This is a genomic window from Paraburkholderia rhynchosiae (assembly GCF_002879865.1).
Lineage (GTDB): Bacteria > Pseudomonadota > Gammaproteobacteria > Burkholderiales > Burkholderiaceae > Paraburkholderia > Paraburkholderia rhynchosiae.
The window spans coordinates 59419-74045 of record NZ_PNXY01000027.1; the positions used below are offsets into that span (position 1 = coordinate 59419).

13 protein-coding genes are annotated in these 14627 nt (G+C 64.5%); 6 read left to right on the forward strand and 7 right to left on the reverse strand.

Features of this window, described 5'->3' with window-relative positions:
• Positions 1-12: 12 nt before the first annotated feature.
• On the reverse strand, positions 13-999 hold the full coding sequence (locus C0Z16_RS28625) for an ABC transporter substrate-binding protein (RefSeq protein ID WP_244201389.1): 987 nt from the start codon (positions 997-999) through the stop codon (positions 13-15).
• A 163-nt stretch (positions 1000-1162) separates the two neighbouring features.
• On the opposite strand from C0Z16_RS28625, the gene C0Z16_RS28630 reads away from it, so the two are divergent.
• Complete coding sequence (locus C0Z16_RS28630) at positions 1163-2074, forward strand: LysR family transcriptional regulator (protein WP_102635421.1); 912 nt, start codon at positions 1163-1165, stop codon at positions 2072-2074.
• 116 nt (positions 2075-2190) lie between these two features.
• On the opposite strand, the gene C0Z16_RS28635 is transcribed toward C0Z16_RS28630, so the two are convergent.
• From C0Z16_RS28635 to C0Z16_RS28650, 5 genes are all read right to left on the reverse strand, one after another.
• Positions 2191-3792, reverse strand: coding sequence for a rhodanese-related sulfurtransferase (locus C0Z16_RS28635; protein WP_102635422.1), 1602 nt, complete (start codon positions 3790-3792; stop codon positions 2191-2193).
• Positions 3789-4397: a cysteine dioxygenase family protein gene (locus C0Z16_RS28640; RefSeq protein WP_102635423.1), complete on the reverse strand. Its 609-nt coding sequence runs from the start codon at positions 4395-4397 to the stop codon at positions 3789-3791. Before C0Z16_RS28640 ends, C0Z16_RS28635 begins: the two co-directional genes overlap by 4 nt.
• A gap of 187 nt (positions 4398-4584) precedes the next feature.
• Entirely contained in the window at positions 4585-4710 is a 126-nt protein-coding gene (locus C0Z16_RS39400) for a hypothetical protein (protein WP_279635086.1), read from the reverse strand.
• 12 nt (positions 4711-4722) lie between these two features.
• Positions 4723-5568 (reverse strand): class II aldolase/adducin family protein, encoded by an 846-nt coding sequence (locus tag C0Z16_RS28645; protein ID WP_244201390.1) that lies wholly within the window; start codon positions 5566-5568, stop codon positions 4723-4725.
• Between the two features lie 11 nt (positions 5569-5579).
• Positions 5580-6677, reverse strand: a complete 1098-nt coding sequence (locus tag C0Z16_RS28650; protein WP_102635424.1) for an LLM class flavin-dependent oxidoreductase — start codon at positions 6675-6677, stop codon at positions 5580-5582.
• A gap of 308 nt (positions 6678-6985) precedes the next feature.
• On the opposite strand from C0Z16_RS28650, the gene C0Z16_RS28660 reads away from it, so the two are divergent.
• The gene (locus tag C0Z16_RS28660) at positions 6986-7981 is read left to right on the forward strand and encodes an LLM class flavin-dependent oxidoreductase (RefSeq protein WP_102635426.1); all 996 of its coding nucleotides are present in this window, start codon (positions 6986-6988) and stop codon (positions 7979-7981) included.
• 75 nt (positions 7982-8056) lie between these two features.
• Here C0Z16_RS28660 and C0Z16_RS28665 read toward each other — a convergent pair whose 3' ends face one another.
• On the reverse strand, positions 8057-9208 hold the full coding sequence (locus tag C0Z16_RS28665; protein WP_244201391.1) for an alpha/beta fold hydrolase: 1152 nt from the start codon (positions 9206-9208) through the stop codon (positions 8057-8059).
• Between the two features lie 521 nt (positions 9209-9729).
• Between C0Z16_RS28665 and glgC the strand changes: the two genes are divergently transcribed.
• From glgC to C0Z16_RS28685, 4 genes are all read left to right on the forward strand, one after another.
• Complete coding sequence (gene glgC, locus C0Z16_RS28670; protein ID WP_102635427.1) at positions 9730-10995, forward strand: glucose-1-phosphate adenylyltransferase; 1266 nt, start codon at positions 9730-9732, stop codon at positions 10993-10995.
• A gap of 106 nt (positions 10996-11101) precedes the next feature.
• Positions 11102-12562, forward strand: coding sequence for a glycogen synthase GlgA (gene glgA / locus C0Z16_RS28675; RefSeq protein ID WP_102635428.1), 1461 nt, complete (start codon positions 11102-11104; stop codon positions 12560-12562).
• Between the two features lie 396 nt (positions 12563-12958).
• Entirely contained in the window at positions 12959-13825 is an 867-nt protein-coding gene (pdxY, locus tag C0Z16_RS28680) for a pyridoxal kinase PdxY (protein ID WP_102635429.1), read from the forward strand.
• A gap of 169 nt (positions 13826-13994) precedes the next feature.
• Positions 13995-14456: a hypothetical protein gene (locus C0Z16_RS28685; RefSeq protein ID WP_102635430.1), complete on the forward strand. Its 462-nt coding sequence runs from the start codon at positions 13995-13997 to the stop codon at positions 14454-14456.
• Positions 14457-14627: the final 171 nt, after the last annotated feature.

Genomic DNA, 14627 nt, shown 5'->3' on the forward strand with positions numbered 1-14627 from the left:
TGCGAGCGATGCTCAAGGCAACGGGAAGCTGCGGTCGAAGCTCGTGCGCACGTCCAGATGCGCGCGAATCACGTTGGCCGCTTCGTATGTGTCGGCGGTGCGCTGCTGCGCGGCCAGCACGCTATCGTCGATGGCGACTGGATGTACCTGGCCGCGCTGATAGACCGTTTTCAGCACGTCCGTCGGCAGGCCCGTGACGCGCGATTGCATCGCCGCCACTTCGTCGGGATGCGAGAGCGCCCAGCGCTGACCGATTGCCACGCGCCGCAGGAAGTCGGCGAGCTGCGCCCGCTTGCTTGCGATCGCGGTCTCGGTTGCGACCTGATAGCTGAGCCCTTCCGACAAACCAACGCCATTCGCGATGATGCGGTTATGGTCGCGCGATTCGCCGAGCGCCGTGTACGGGTCCCACACCGACCACGCGTCGACGCTGCCCGAGGCGAGCGCGGCCTTCGCATCGGCGGGCGCGAGGAACACGAACGTGACGTCGCTCGCGGGCACGTTGGCCTTTTTCAACGCGGCGAGCGCGAGATAGTGGCCAATCGAGCCCCGCGTGGTCGCAAGACGCTTGCCTTTCAGACTCGCGACGTCGTTCAACGGCGAATGCTGCCCGACCACGATGGCCAGATCGAGCGGATTGGAGCGCGTCGCGGCGACTGCCCGCACTCGCGCGCCGGCCGCGAGCGCGAACACAAGCGGCGCATCGCCCAGGCCGCCCACATCTACGGCGCCCGCATTCAATGCTTCGCCAAGCGGCTGGGCCGCCGGAAAATTGAACCATTCGATCTTGTACGGCAGGTCTTTCAACTGGCCGGATGCTTCGAGAATGCCACGTGTCTGCAACGATTGATCGCCCACTTTGAGTACGGGCACATCGGCCGCATGAACGGGCGCTGTGCACAGCAATGCGGATATCGTCAGCGCCGCGGCGGCGAGCAGTTTGGACAGCATGCGTTGCAGGACCGGGAAGATTGCGGAAGAAGAGCGGGAAGGCGTCATCTAGATGGCGTGCGGGTGAGTTTGCATCGACGATAAGCCAGCGACTCCTATAAGACAAACGCATTATTCTTCTATGCAAATATGCGAATTTTTGTTGGCCGCCCAGCTTCCGCGGGCGGCGATGCCGGTATCATCGGGCGCACGAATCACCTCATCGCTCACCATGAAGATCGACGAAATCGACGCCTACGTCACCGTCATTCGCTGTCAATCGCTGCAGCAGGCGGCGCTCTCGCTCGACCTCACGCAACCGGCCATCACGCGCCGTCTGCAGAATTTCGAGGAGGCGCTCGGCGTCGAATTGCTCGACCGCAACACGCGTCCGCTGAAGGCGACCGCGACTGGCCGCATCGTCTATGAACAATGCCGCGTGATTCAGCGTGAGCTGGACGTGCTGCGCGAAATGGTCGCCACCGATACACCGCCGGTCGGCACGCTGCGCGTCGGCGTTGCACAGACCATCGCCGATATCGCGCTCGGCGAGGCGCTGCGCGCGGTGAAAGCGGCTTACCCCGAATTGCAGGCGCGCGCGTCGACCGGCTGGGGCAGCCAGTTGCTACAGCGGCTGGAACAAGGAGAACTCGACGCCGCCGCGATTCTGCTGCCGGCCAACAAGACCTTCGACGAAACACTGTCGGCGAGGTCGCTTGGCCGCATCAAACTCGCGGTGGTCGCACAGAAGGGCTTGCTGAAAAAGCGCGCGCATTCGCTCGCGCAATGCCAGTCGATTGGCTGGATATTGAATCCCGATGGCTGCGGTTTCCGCGACGGCGTGCAACGCGCGCTGACAGGCCTCGGCCTCGCGCTCAAGCTCAATCTGGAAACGCTCGGCACGGAACTGCAATTGCAGCTTGTCGCGGACGGCAACGGCCTTGGCCTCGTGCCGTTGCCGCTGCTGCAGGCGAGCGCTCATGCCGATAGGCTGGATGTGGTATCGGTTAGCGACTTCAAACCACTGATCGACATCTGGCTCGTGCATCCGCGTGTGCTCGGCAAATTGCAACAGCCGGTGGAGCGGTTCGGCGCGGCCATCGAGCGGCAGTTCAAAGACGCACGCGCACAACGCGCGGCTTGAAGCGCGCTGCACCTTCGGCTTGGCCCTCGTCTTCGCCTTCGCGCCGCCCATTGCTTGCATCGAGCGGGGTCGGCCCCGCTCGCGCCCTGCTTGCGTCCTTGGCTTCGATAGCGCCGTCAGATCACATGGAATCCGTGCGTGCCGTCGCGAGCCAGTTGCGCGACGAGCCCATACTCCCACTCCAGATACGCGTTCATCGCTTCGCGCGCGTTATCGGTGCCTTCATAAGGACGCCGGTAGCGATCAATGCGCGGCGACGCCATCCGCGTCTCGCCGCTCTCAACCGGCAGCCCCGCTTCGATCCACGCCGCCGTGCCGCCAGTCAGCACCTGCACCGGCTTGCCGGTCAACCCTGCCAGTTCCGGCGCGGCGAAGCGCGCCAGCAGACTGCTGCCGCACGTGACGACATAGCGCTGTGCATCCGGCAGCTTGTGCAAGGCCTTGTCGAGTTGGCTGCGGATCACGAACCAGGCGCCCGTAATATGACGCTTCACGTAGTTCGCGCTGCTCGTGAAATCGAGCACGACCGTGCCCGGCGACTGAAGCAGCGCCACCAGTCCGGCGGGCGAGATTTCGTCGACGGCAGGCGGCTCCGGCGCAAAGCGCGCAGCGGGCGTCGCGCCCTTTTCGGCGAAGTCGGCGGCGGTCAAACCGTCCACCACATACACCTCGACGTTCATTTGCGCGAGCCACGATGCGGTCATGTTCGCGCGCACGCCGTCGCTGTCCGCGAGAATCACGCGCGCGCCGCGCACGGGCGCAAACATCTCCGTTTCCTGCACGAGCTGGCCGCCCGGCGCATGACGAAAGCCGGGCACGTGACCCGCTTCGTATTCTTCCGGCGTGCGCACGTCGAAGCGATACACCGTGCGCACGGCTTCATCGGCCCAGCGGCGCGCTTCGTCGCGTGAGGTCCGTCCTACTTTCGCGCGATCCGCGACCGCGCGCGCGCCATCGGCCGCGACGAGCCGCAGCGCGTCGTCGACGAGCGGCTCGGGCCGGCGCGAACTGCCGTGCGCGAGCGGCTGCCCGGCCAGCGTCCAGCCGATCGTGCCGTTGCGCAGCGCCGCGACCGGATTCGGCAAGCCCGCGTTGATCAGCGACTGCGCGCCGATGATGCTGCGTGTGCGCCCCGCGCAATTGACGATGATCCGCGTCGTGGGGTCCGGCGCAAGCTCGCGCGCGCGCAACACCAGTTCGGCTCCCGGCACGCTGATGCTGCCGGGAATGTTCATGGTCTGATACTCGTCGAAACGGCGCGCGTCGAGCACGACCACGTTCTCTTCGCGATCAAGCAGCGCCTGCACCTGCTGCGCCGGCAGCGACGGCGTGTGACGCACGCTTTCGACCAGTTCGCCGAACGCCTTGCTCGGCACGTTGACGTCCTGGAACAACTCGCCGCCGGCCTTGCGCCAGCCTTGCAAGCCGCCTTCGAGCAACGCGACATCGGTATAGCCCAGTTCGCCGAAACGCTCGACGGCGCGTTCGGCCAGCCCTTCGCCGTCGTCGAGCACGACGATCGGCACGTCGCGGCGCGGCAGGCGCGCCGGCGAATCCAGTTCGAGCCGCGACAGCGGCAGGTTCCCAGCAAACAGCGGATGACTGCGCGCGTGCGGATCTTCCTCGCGCACGTCGACGAGCGCGATTTCCTCGCGTTCGAGCAGTGCACGGCGCACGTCTGCATACGACCGGGTACGAAAATCTTTCACGAAAGTCATAGAATCGGGGACTCCTTCGAGACATTCCAGATGTTCGGCAACACGTCGTTCGAGTAGCCGGAGATAAAGGTCTTGCGGCCAGTGCCGCCCGGGTAGACAGAACGCGTTACCGCTCCGATATTTCCACCGTACACGTGAATGCTGATCGACGTACGGTCACTAAATCCGTTGCTCACGCGATGTATGTCGCCGATGCGCGGCGACACCGCATCCACGGCGCCCGTGTCGAGACGCTGCGGCGTGCCTTCTTCGACGAGTTCGCCCTGAGCCGTGACACGGTAACGCTGCGCAATTTCCGCGCCACGCAGCACCCCGATTAAACCCCATACCGTATGGTCGTGGACCGGCGTTGCCTGCCCCGGTCCCCAAACGAAACTGACGACCGAAAAGCGCTGCCGCGAGTCCGCGTGCAACAGGAATTGCTGGTAGCGCTCGGAATTGGGGCGCGCGAAAGCGTCGGGTAGCCAGTCGTCGTGGGCAATCAGTTCGCGCAGCGCGGCGCCGCCCGCTTCGAGCAGCACCGCTTCGGGCGTTTCATCGTCGACGAGCGACGCGATCCGGCCGACGAACGCGCGCAGCCGGCCGGGCCTCAGGGTTTGAGTCATCAATGGCGGTTTTAAAGAATGGTCGGAAGAGAACGTGAAGCCCAGTGCTTATGCAGTTCACGCACCGTGAGCGAGCGCGGCGTTGAAGGTATCGGTCCATAGCGGTGCAACATCGACACGCCGCTCGATCACGGCGGCCCGAGCGAACGTGTCGGCCACCTGCTGTTCGCTCGCAATACGGCGGGCGTTACGCTGCCGCGACGGCGTTCGCGATCAAACCGGTGCTCGCGCCAAGCAAGGCCGCGGCCGGCAGCGAGGCCACGAGCCGGCGGCGCCGGTTCGACACCGGCGATGTGGTGAAGCGTTGGGTCATCTTGGAAGGCGCTCAGGTAAGGACGTCGGGCTCGGCTTCGACGAGGCCCTCCAGCAGGCTCTGGAAGGCAAACAATGCGCCGTTTGCGCGGCCGACCTGCTCGTGCGTGAGCGTGGCGACCTCGTGCGAAATGGCTTGCGGCGTGCCGGCCGCTTCGGCGAGCAGTTGCGCGTGGCAGGCGTTGTCGAGCGCGATATACCACCATGCCGCCGCTTCGACGCTCGGACCCGCCGTCAGAATGCCGTGGTTCTTCAGGATCACCGCCTTGCGCTCGCCGAGCGCCGCCGCGATACGCGCACCTTCGTCGGTGTCGAGCACGACGCCGCGGAAATCGTCGAACAGCGCGTGGTCCTGATAGAACGCGCAAGAATCCTGCGTCAGCGGATCGAGCGTGCGGCCCATCGTCGACCACGCCTTGCCATACAGCGAATGCGTGTGCGCCGCCGCGACGACATCGGGACGCGCTTCGTGAATCGCCGCATGAATCGCAAAAGCGGCCTGATTCACGGGCCCTTCGCCAACCACGATCTCGCCTTGCGCATTCACGAGCAGCAGATCCGACACGCGCATACGGCTGAAATGCTTGCCGAACGGATTGACCCAGAAGTGATCGGTCCATTCGGGATCACGCGCGGTGATGTGACCGGCTAGCCCCTGATCGAAACCGTAGTGTGCGAAGAGGCGAAACGCCACCGCGAGCCGCTCCTGCCGATAACGGCGTTCGGCGGCGATGCCCTCGCGCGGCGGCACGTCGTCGAACCAGAATTTGCGCAGCGGAGCATGGCGCTGCAATGTCGATGGATTGCCGGTGGGCGCGCTCTTGGCGCGGGTCAGAGGTGCGAGAGAGAGATCGGTCATCGCGACTCCGTTCACGCGGCCACCGACTCGGCGTTCGCCACGTTCGCCACGCGGGCGATGCGTTCGCGCGTCGCGGGAATCAGTTCGCGGCCGTAGTCGATAGCGTCTTCAAGCGGATCGAAGCCGCGCACGAGGAACGTCGAGACGCCGAGCGCGTAATACTCCGCGAGCGTCTCGGCAACCTGTCCCGGCGTGCCGACCAGTGCGGTCGAATTCGAACGTCCGCCGATTTCCTTCGCGATGCCGGTCCACAGGCGTTCGTCGGCGCGATCCGATTCACCGGATGCCGCCAGCAGCCGCCGTGCGCCTTCGCTTTGCGCGGGCCCGCCGACGCTGAGCCCCTGCTCTGCGCGCAAGCGCCTCGTTTCAGCGAGGATGTGCTCGGCGCGCTCCCACGCGGCCGCTTCCGTGGCCGCGAGAATCGGCCGGAAAGAGACCGAGAAGCGCACTGTGCGTCCGTGCTTCGCGGCTTCGGCGCGCACACGCGTCACCTGTTCGCGCACCTGGGCCTTCGATTCGCCCCACAGCGCGTAGACATCGGCATGACGTCCGGCGATTTCAAGCGCGGGCGCCGACGCGCCGCCGAAAGACACCGGAAAATGTGGCTGCTGCACCGGCTTCACTTCGGAGAAGCCCTGTTCGAAACCATAGTACTGACCTTGGTGATCGAACGGCTTCGTCTCAGTCCAGATGCGGCGCAGGATATGCAGATATTCGTCGGTACGCGCGTAGCGTTCGTCGTGCGAGAGATAGTCGCCGTCGCGGCGCTGCTCGGCATCGTCACCGCCCGAAATGATGTGCACGGCAAGACGTCCGCCGCAGTAGTGATCGAGCGTCGCGAGTTGCCGCGCGGCGAGCGTAGGCGCAACAAAGCCGGGGCGATGCGCAAGCATGAAATGCACGTTGCTCGTCACGCTCGCGGCATGGGTGACGGTCAGCAGCGCGTCGGGACTCGTGGAATGATGCGGCACGAGAATGCGATCGAAGCCCGCCGCTTCATGCGCGCGGGCGAATTGCCCGACATAGCCGATGTCGATAGCCGGCCCTTGCGGCGCGTGCGTTTCCGATACCTTGCGGGTCTGGATCATGCCGATGAATTCGATGGACACGCGAGTGCCTCCGTGAATGGTTGCTGCCCGGCGGGGCGGTGGCGTTGCTGGCTGAATGCATTGCTTGCTTCGAGGCGTTTAAGGTAGCAGCGCGCCATGCGCTTGTTAAATATTGATCGACCATATCTATATCGAATTTGCATGTAACGGCGGGGGCGCATGTCCGGCGTTTCAGTGGTTGTTCAGCGGCTTTGCTCAACCAGACCCTTTCGCGAACGTGGGCATCGCGGCGTCGCCAGCAGAAAGCCGGAAGCTTTGCGAGAATGCGCCATCGCGTGAAAGCGCCAGAAAGAGCAAGTGAACAGACAATGATTCCCTTTTCGGTCCTCGACCTCTCGCCGGTCATCGCGGGCGCCACACCCGCCGATGCCTTCAGGAACACGCTCGATCTCGCGCAGCATGCAGAACGCTGGAACTACCGGCGCTTCTGGCTCGCGGAGCATCACAACATGACCGGCATTGCGAGCGCGGCCACCGCGGTCGTGATCGGCCATGTGGCCGGCGGCACGAAGACGATCCGCGTCGGCTCGGGCGGCGTCATGCTGCCGAATCACGCGCCACTCGTGATCGCGGAACAGTTCGGCACGCTCGAGTCGCTGTATCCCGGCCGGATCGATCTGGGCCTGGGTCGCGCGCCCGGCACCGATCAAAGCACCGCTCGGGCGCTGCGTCGCGATCTGCAAAACAGCGCGGATTCTTTCCCCGACGATGTCGTCGAATTGCAGCGTTATTTCGCGGAGCCTGTCGCGGGCCAGCGCATTCGCGCGGTGCCGGGGGCGGGTTTGCATGTGCCGCTATGGCTGCTCGGGTCGTCGCTCTTCAGCGCGCAGCTTGCGGCGGCGCTCGGCTTGCCGTTCGCGTTCGCGTCGCATTTCGCGCCGGATTACATGCTCACGGCGTTACAGGTTTATCGCTCGCAATTCCGTCCTTCTGAAACCCTGGATAAACCTTACGCAATGGTCGGCGTGAATCTGTTCGCCGCCGACAGCAATGAAGAAGCGCGGCATCTTTTCACGTCGCTTCAGCAGCAGTTCATCAATTTGCGACGCGGCACGCCGGGGCAATTGCAGCCGCCGGTCGAACGGCTCGCCGCTTCGGAGATGGAATTGAGTTCAGTCGCGCATTCGCTTTCGTGCACTGCGATTGGCGACCGCGATGCGGTGCGAGAGGGGCTGAAGTCGATCATCGATCAAACCGGCGCCGACGAATTGATGCTCACCGCGCTGATTTACGATCACAAGGCGCGGCTGCGGTCGTTCGAGATTGGGGCGGAAGTTCGCGAGGAATTAGCCAGCGCAAAGTAAGCTGCCGGCGCATGAAAAAAGGGCGGTTCATAAACGACCGCCCTTCTTTTTTCACGCGCTTTCAGTGACTGGAATTCAGCGATTGCCCGGCACCGACGCCATTCCGTCGAGCAACGCCTTATGGAACGCATCCGGGTCCTGCATCTGCGGCGCGTGGCCGAGATTGGCGAATTCCACCAGCGTCGCGTGCGGTATCGCTTTCGCCGCGGCCTTGCCCAACTCCGGGTAGCGGCCGATTTTGGCGCGCACTTCGGGTGACGAGGCGTCCTTGCCGATCGCGGCGGTGTCCTTCTGGCCGATCAGCAGCAGCGTCGGCATGCTCAACTGTCTGAATTCGTAAACCACGGGCTGCGTGTAAATCATGTCGTACAGCAGCGCCGAATTCCACGCGACGATCTGCTTGCCCGGTCCCCGATACATGCCCGCGAGCATCTGCACCCACGGTTCATAGTCCGAGCGCCACTGGCCCGCGTAATAGGTCGACTGCTCGTAGCGGCGAATGCCGTCGGCGGTGGTCTTCAACTCGCGCTCGTACCAGTGATCCACCGACAGCGACGGCACCCCCTTCGCCTTCCAGTCCTCGAGCCCGATCGGATTCACCAGCACCAGTTGCCGCGTCTCACGCGGATACATCAGCGCATAGCGCACGGCGAGCATGCCGCCGGTCGAATGGCCGATGATCGTTGCGTCCGTCACGCCGAGCGATTCGAGCAGCGCATGGGTGTTGCGCGCGAGTTGCTGAAAACTGTACTGATAGTGCTCGGGCTTGCTCGACTTGCAAAAGCCGATCTGGTCCGGCGCGATCACGCGATAGCCCGCGTCGCTCAGCCGATGAATCGTCGTGTCCCACGTCGCCGCGCAAAAGTTCTTGCCGTGCAGCAGGACTGCGGTGCGGCCATTTGCATGCGCCGGTTTGACGTCTATGTACGCCATATGCAACGCAACGCCTTGCGAAGTGAAGCCGTATTGCCCGACCGGCGCGGGATAGTTGAAGCCCTGGAGTTCAGGACCATACGCAGGGCCGAGATTGCCGCCGACCGGAGCCGCCGGAGCCGCCGGAACCGCGGTGCTCGCGGGCGAGGCTGGCGACGCAACGGGCGCAGTCGGCGCCGAATCCTCGGGGAAAGCCGAGGCGGAATCCGCCGACGCGGCACGGACCGCGACCGGCAAAGCGCTCAACGCACCAGCGCACAGGGTTGCAATCAATGAAAGGCGGCGAAAATTCATGGAAATTTTTTGCAAGGGAAAGCGACGGAAAGCTTGCGGTTTTTGCGGCTGCAAGTGCCGGCGTGAGTGTGGCGTCAGGCGCGGCTCCAAGCGCGGCTGCATCTGCGGCTGCAAGTGCGGCCTTAAGCGCGATTGACAGCATGCCGGCAAGCGGATGCTCACGTGACACCCAGCAGCGGGCGGCCGGTCGCCGAACGATTCTACGACGACCACCGCTCCAGCGCAGCGGCCCGCGCAACGCCGGCAGTGGCGAGCGGAGTCGGCAAGCGCGATTTGGCACGCATATTGCGCTTGTCACCTCGCTCGCTATGTGTCGTGGCGTACGGAGCGCCTGCGTGTAAGGGTCGATCGTTCGCAGTTGGGCGCGCAAGCGGCTTGCGCATGATAAACCCTGCCCGCCCAAGGCAATTCAGTGTTAGAACTACTGGACGGGCCCGCCAGCGAAGCCGCCCGGCAGCGCAGACCAATCGTGCTGAGCCAGCGACCAACACCATCCGGGGCATACTAATCAGGAGACAGACATGAATACTCCGGCACGGCTGAATGACCTGCAACGCACGACCCTCGCCATCGTCCTCGCGGGCGGCCGAGGCACGCGGCTCGGGCCGCTCACTAACAAGCGCGTCAAACCCGCAGTCCACTTCGGCGGCAAGTACAGGATCATCGACTTCGCGCTGTCCAATTGTCTGAACTCCGGCATCCGGCGCATCGCCGTGGTCACGCAGTACAAGGCGCACTCGCTGTTGCGCCATTTGCAGCGCGGCTGGAGCTTCCTGCGCGGCGAGTTCGGCGAATTCATCGATCTGTGGCCCGCGCAACAGCGCGTGGAAGGCGCGCACTGGTATCGCGGCACGGCGGACGCGGTGTTCCAGAACCTCGACATCATCCGTTCGATCCGGCCGAAATACGTGGTGGTGCTCGCCGGCGATCACATCTACAAGATGGATTACACGCGCATGATCGCGGATCACGCGGACAGCGGCGCGGATTGCACAGTCGGCTGCATCGAGGTGCCGCGCATGGATGCGGTGGCCTTCGGCGTGATGGCTGTCGACGAACACCGGCGCGTGACCGGCTTCGTCGAAAAGCCCGCCGACCCGCCGGCGATACCCGGCCGCCCGGATACGGCATTGGCCAGCATGGGTATCTACGTGTTCAACGCCGACTACCTGTATGCGCTGCTGGAAGAGAACATATCGGCCGTGGATACCGATCACGACTTCGGCAAGGACATCCTGCCGCGCGTCGTCACGCGAGGCACGGCGATCGCGCATCCGTTCAGCATGTCGTGCGTGTCCTCGGACCCGAACGTGGAGCCGTACTGGCGCGACGTCGGCACCATCGACGCGTACTGGGCCGCCAATCTCGACCTCGCCTCCACGATCCCGACGCTCGACCTTTACGACCGGAGCTGGCCGATCTGGACGTATCAGGAACAACTGCCTCCCGCCAAGTTCGTGCGAGACATGAAGGGACTGCAAGGCTCCGGCAACAATCTGCTCGCATGCGGCGGCTGCGTGATCTCGGGGTCGCAGATTTCGCGCTCGGTGTTGTCGTCGAATGTGAAAGTCAGTTCGTTCTGTAACATCAATGAGGCAGTCTTGTTGCCGCAGGTCACTGTCGGCGCGAGTTGCCGGTTGCAGAAAGTGGTTGTGGACCGCGGCTGCGCGATTCCGGAAGGGACGGTGATCGGCGAAGATCCGGTGCGCGACGCCGAACGGTTCTATCGCACCGACGACGGCGTCGTACTGGTCACGCCCGAGGCGCTGCGGCAGGACGTGAGCTGACGCCTGCTGACCGCCGACTGCTTGCCGCTTGCCGGGCCTGGCCCGGCGCGCGGACCGTACCGCAAGTATTGATTCCAGCCATCATCCAAGGAACGAGACCGAGCCTATGACGATTCGCGCCCTGCACGTCGCCAGCGAGCTGTATCCGCTTCTGAAAACGGGCGGTCTCGCCGACGTCGCCGGCGCGTTGCCGCCCGCGCTGATCGAGCGCGGCGCCGACGTGCGCGTGCTGCTGCCCGGCTTTCCGGCGGTGGCCGCCGGTTTGCGCGACCTGCGTCCGGTCGCGCAACTGGGCCGCCGTTTCGATGCGCCGGGCGTCACGCTCGAGCAAGGCACGCTGCCGTCGAACGGATTGACTGTCTACATGATCCGCGCGGCCACGCTGTACGACCGGCCGGGCAATCCCTATCTGAACGACGAGCATGTGCCGTACGGCGACAACGCGCAGCGTTTCGCGCTGCTCGGGTGGGTCGCCGCGCAACTGGCGCAGCAACTCGATCCGGCCTGGTCGCCGCAGATCGTCCACGCGCACGACTGGCACGCAGGGCTCGCCGCCGCCTACCTGAAAGCGGCCGAGCGGCAGCTTGGCCGTGCCCCCGCGCGCAGCGTGTTCACCGTGCACAACCTCGCGTATCAGGGCATTTTCCCCGCGCATCAGTTCGGTCAGCTCGGCTTGCCGGACGATTTTTTCAGCATGCACGGCGTCGAGTTCTATGGGCAGTTGTCGTTTCTGAAAGCGGGGCTTTACTACAGCGATCGCATCACAACGGTGAGCCCGACGTATGCCCGCGAAATCCAGACGCTCGCTCAGGGCGGCGGACTCGACGCGCTGCTGCGCCATCGCTCGCACGATTTGAGCGGCATTCTGAACGGCGTCGACTATACGGTGTGGAACCCCGAGAGCGATGCGCTGCTCGAGCATCGCTACGACGCCACGCACCTCGCCGGCAAGCTGGCGTGCAAGGAGGCGTTGCAAAAACGTTTCGGCCTTGCGCAGAAGAGCGATGCGCTGCTGTTCGGCGTCGTTAGCCGGCTCACCGAGCAGAAGGGCCTGGACCTGCTGCTCGAAACGGTGCCGGAGATCGTCAAACGCGGCGGTCAACTGGTCGTGTTCGGTACCGGCGACCCGGCGCTGGAGAATGGTTTGAAACGCGTCGCGCAGACGCATCCCGAGTCCGTCGCCGTGGAACTCGGCTTCGACGAGACGCTCGCGCATACGATCATCGCGGGCAGCGACGTGGTGGCCGTGCCGTCGCGTTTCGAGCCCTGCGGGCTGACGCAGCTCTACGCGCTCGCCTACGGTTCGCTGCCGCTCGTGCATTGCGTGGGCGGCCTCGCGGACACGGTGGTGGACGCATCGCTTGAAAATCTCGCCGACGACCTCGCCACCGGCTTCGTCTTCGAGCACTTCCAGCCGCAGGGTTTGAGCGCGGCAATCCGCCGGGCCTTCGCGCTCTATGGCCGCCGCGCCGAGTGGAAAGCGGCCCAGCGGCGCGCGATGCGCCAGGACTTTGGCTGGGGCGCGTCCGCGGACCGCTATCTCGCCCTGTATCGGGAGCTTACGTGAACCGCGGACGTAGCTGAGCCGCAAGCTTGCGTGAACAGCGGACATGTCTTAACCGCGAGCTTGCCTTAACCAGCTCGCGTGAACAGCGAGCGCCACCGAACAGCGAGCTTGCGCGCCCAACGTTACGCGCACCGCTGCGGCCATCGCGTGGTCTCGCGGCGCCAAACCGCGCGGCGCCGCGCATATTTGTGATGGTTCGGCGCAACAGCACGGGGACGGATCAACCTGCCTTGCTGCAAACTCATGTATTGTTTCCAGATGATGCAGACCGTGCACTATTCTTGCACCGTCTAAGGCAGTCCTGCGCGCGATACCTCCGGCTCATGCCGACGCACCATCGCGACGCACCCTTCCCGTTTCCACCGATCGCGCACGACCGATTGCGCGAGCCATACCATGACGAAGAACGTTCTGAGCATTCAGTCACATGTCGTCTTCGGACACTCGGGCAACGGCGCGGCCGTGTTCCCGATGCGTCGGCTTGGGGTGAACGTCTGGCCGCTGAACACCGTGCAGTTCTCGAACCACACGCAATACGGCCATTGGACCGGCACGGCGATCAACGCCGCGCAGATGGAAGAGCTCGCCGAGGGCATCGGCGCAATCGGCATGCTGCCGCGCTGCGACGCCGTGCTCTCCGGCTACCTCGGCACACCGGAGCAGGCGCAGTCGGTGCTGGAAATCGTCAAGGCCGTGAAGGCCGCGAATCCCCGCGCCTGGTATTTCTGCGACCCGGTGATGAGCGGCTCGGGCGGCTTCAGGGCGGAGCCAGGCATCCAGCAATTTCTCGTGCGCACCATGCCGGAAATGGCCGACGCGCTCGCGCCGAACCATACCGAGTTGCAGCGCCTCGTGGGCCGTGAGATCGAGACGCTCGAAGAAGCCGTCACCGCGTGCCGGGAGATCATCGCGCGGGGACCGAAGCTCGTGCTGGTCAAACATCTGCTCGACCGCAATAGTCCCGCGGACCGCTTCAACATGCTGGTCGTCACGGAACGCGAGGCGTGGATGGGCCAGCGGCCGCTCTATCCGTTCGCGCGGCAACCGGTGGGCGTCGGCGATCTGACGAGCGCGGTGTTCGTCGCACGCACGCTGCTCGGCGATACGATTCGCGCGGCCTTCGAGCATACGCTCGCCGCCGTCAACGCGGTCGTCAAGACCACCTGGCAAGCCGGCCGCTACGAACTGGAACTGGTGGCCGCGCAAAACGAAATCGCGCAGCCACGCGAGTGGTTCGACGCATGGGTGGCGGAAACCTCGTAGCATTTATGCCCGCCGCGCGCCGCAGCGATGCCCGGCTTTGCGCTTGCATGGAACCTTGTCTGACGGCCGCCCGTCCTATAATGCGTGCCGCGTGCGAGCGATCGTTGTCATGACAACACCCTCACGCAACCATTTTTCAGGCATCCGGTATTCAGCAGACGAGGCATCGATGGACGGTTATATCCGCAGCGAGCGGGAAGAGTTTTTTGAGCAGTTGTGCATCAGCGTGGACGCTGACGAAGCGCACGAACAGGAAGCCATCGAGTTCTTCGAAAACCAGTTCGATCAGCCCGACTTCGATCCCGCGCAGTGGCTCGACATCGCGCTGTATTACTCGCCGGCGGTGGCGCGCGGCATCATCGAGATGGTGACGGCCGACGATAAGGCGCGCAGCAACATCGCCGAAGTGATCGCCGACAACCTCGACATTTCGTACGGCGAGGACGAGTGCCAGCAGTTCGCCGAGACCATCGAGTTCGCGCTGAACAACGGCGTGCCGGTGGACCTCGATCTCGTGCTCGACGGCTGCCAACGCGCGATCGACGATCTCGACACATGGGCCGACGAAGAAACGAAGGCGCCGCTGCTGCGTCTGCGTGAGGAAATGTTGCGCCAGCAAGGCGAGCGGTAAAAACGCGGGCTGCGGCCCGCGAGCGTTCCGTCGAACGCACACCCACGCGCATCCCCCGAACGCGGCCCACGGACCGGCTCATTGCTCCGCCATGGAACCCGCACGCCTGTTAAGCATGTGCAGTAATCCGCATCGCCACCTCTCCCCCAAGCACGCTGCCCGCGCCCTCCC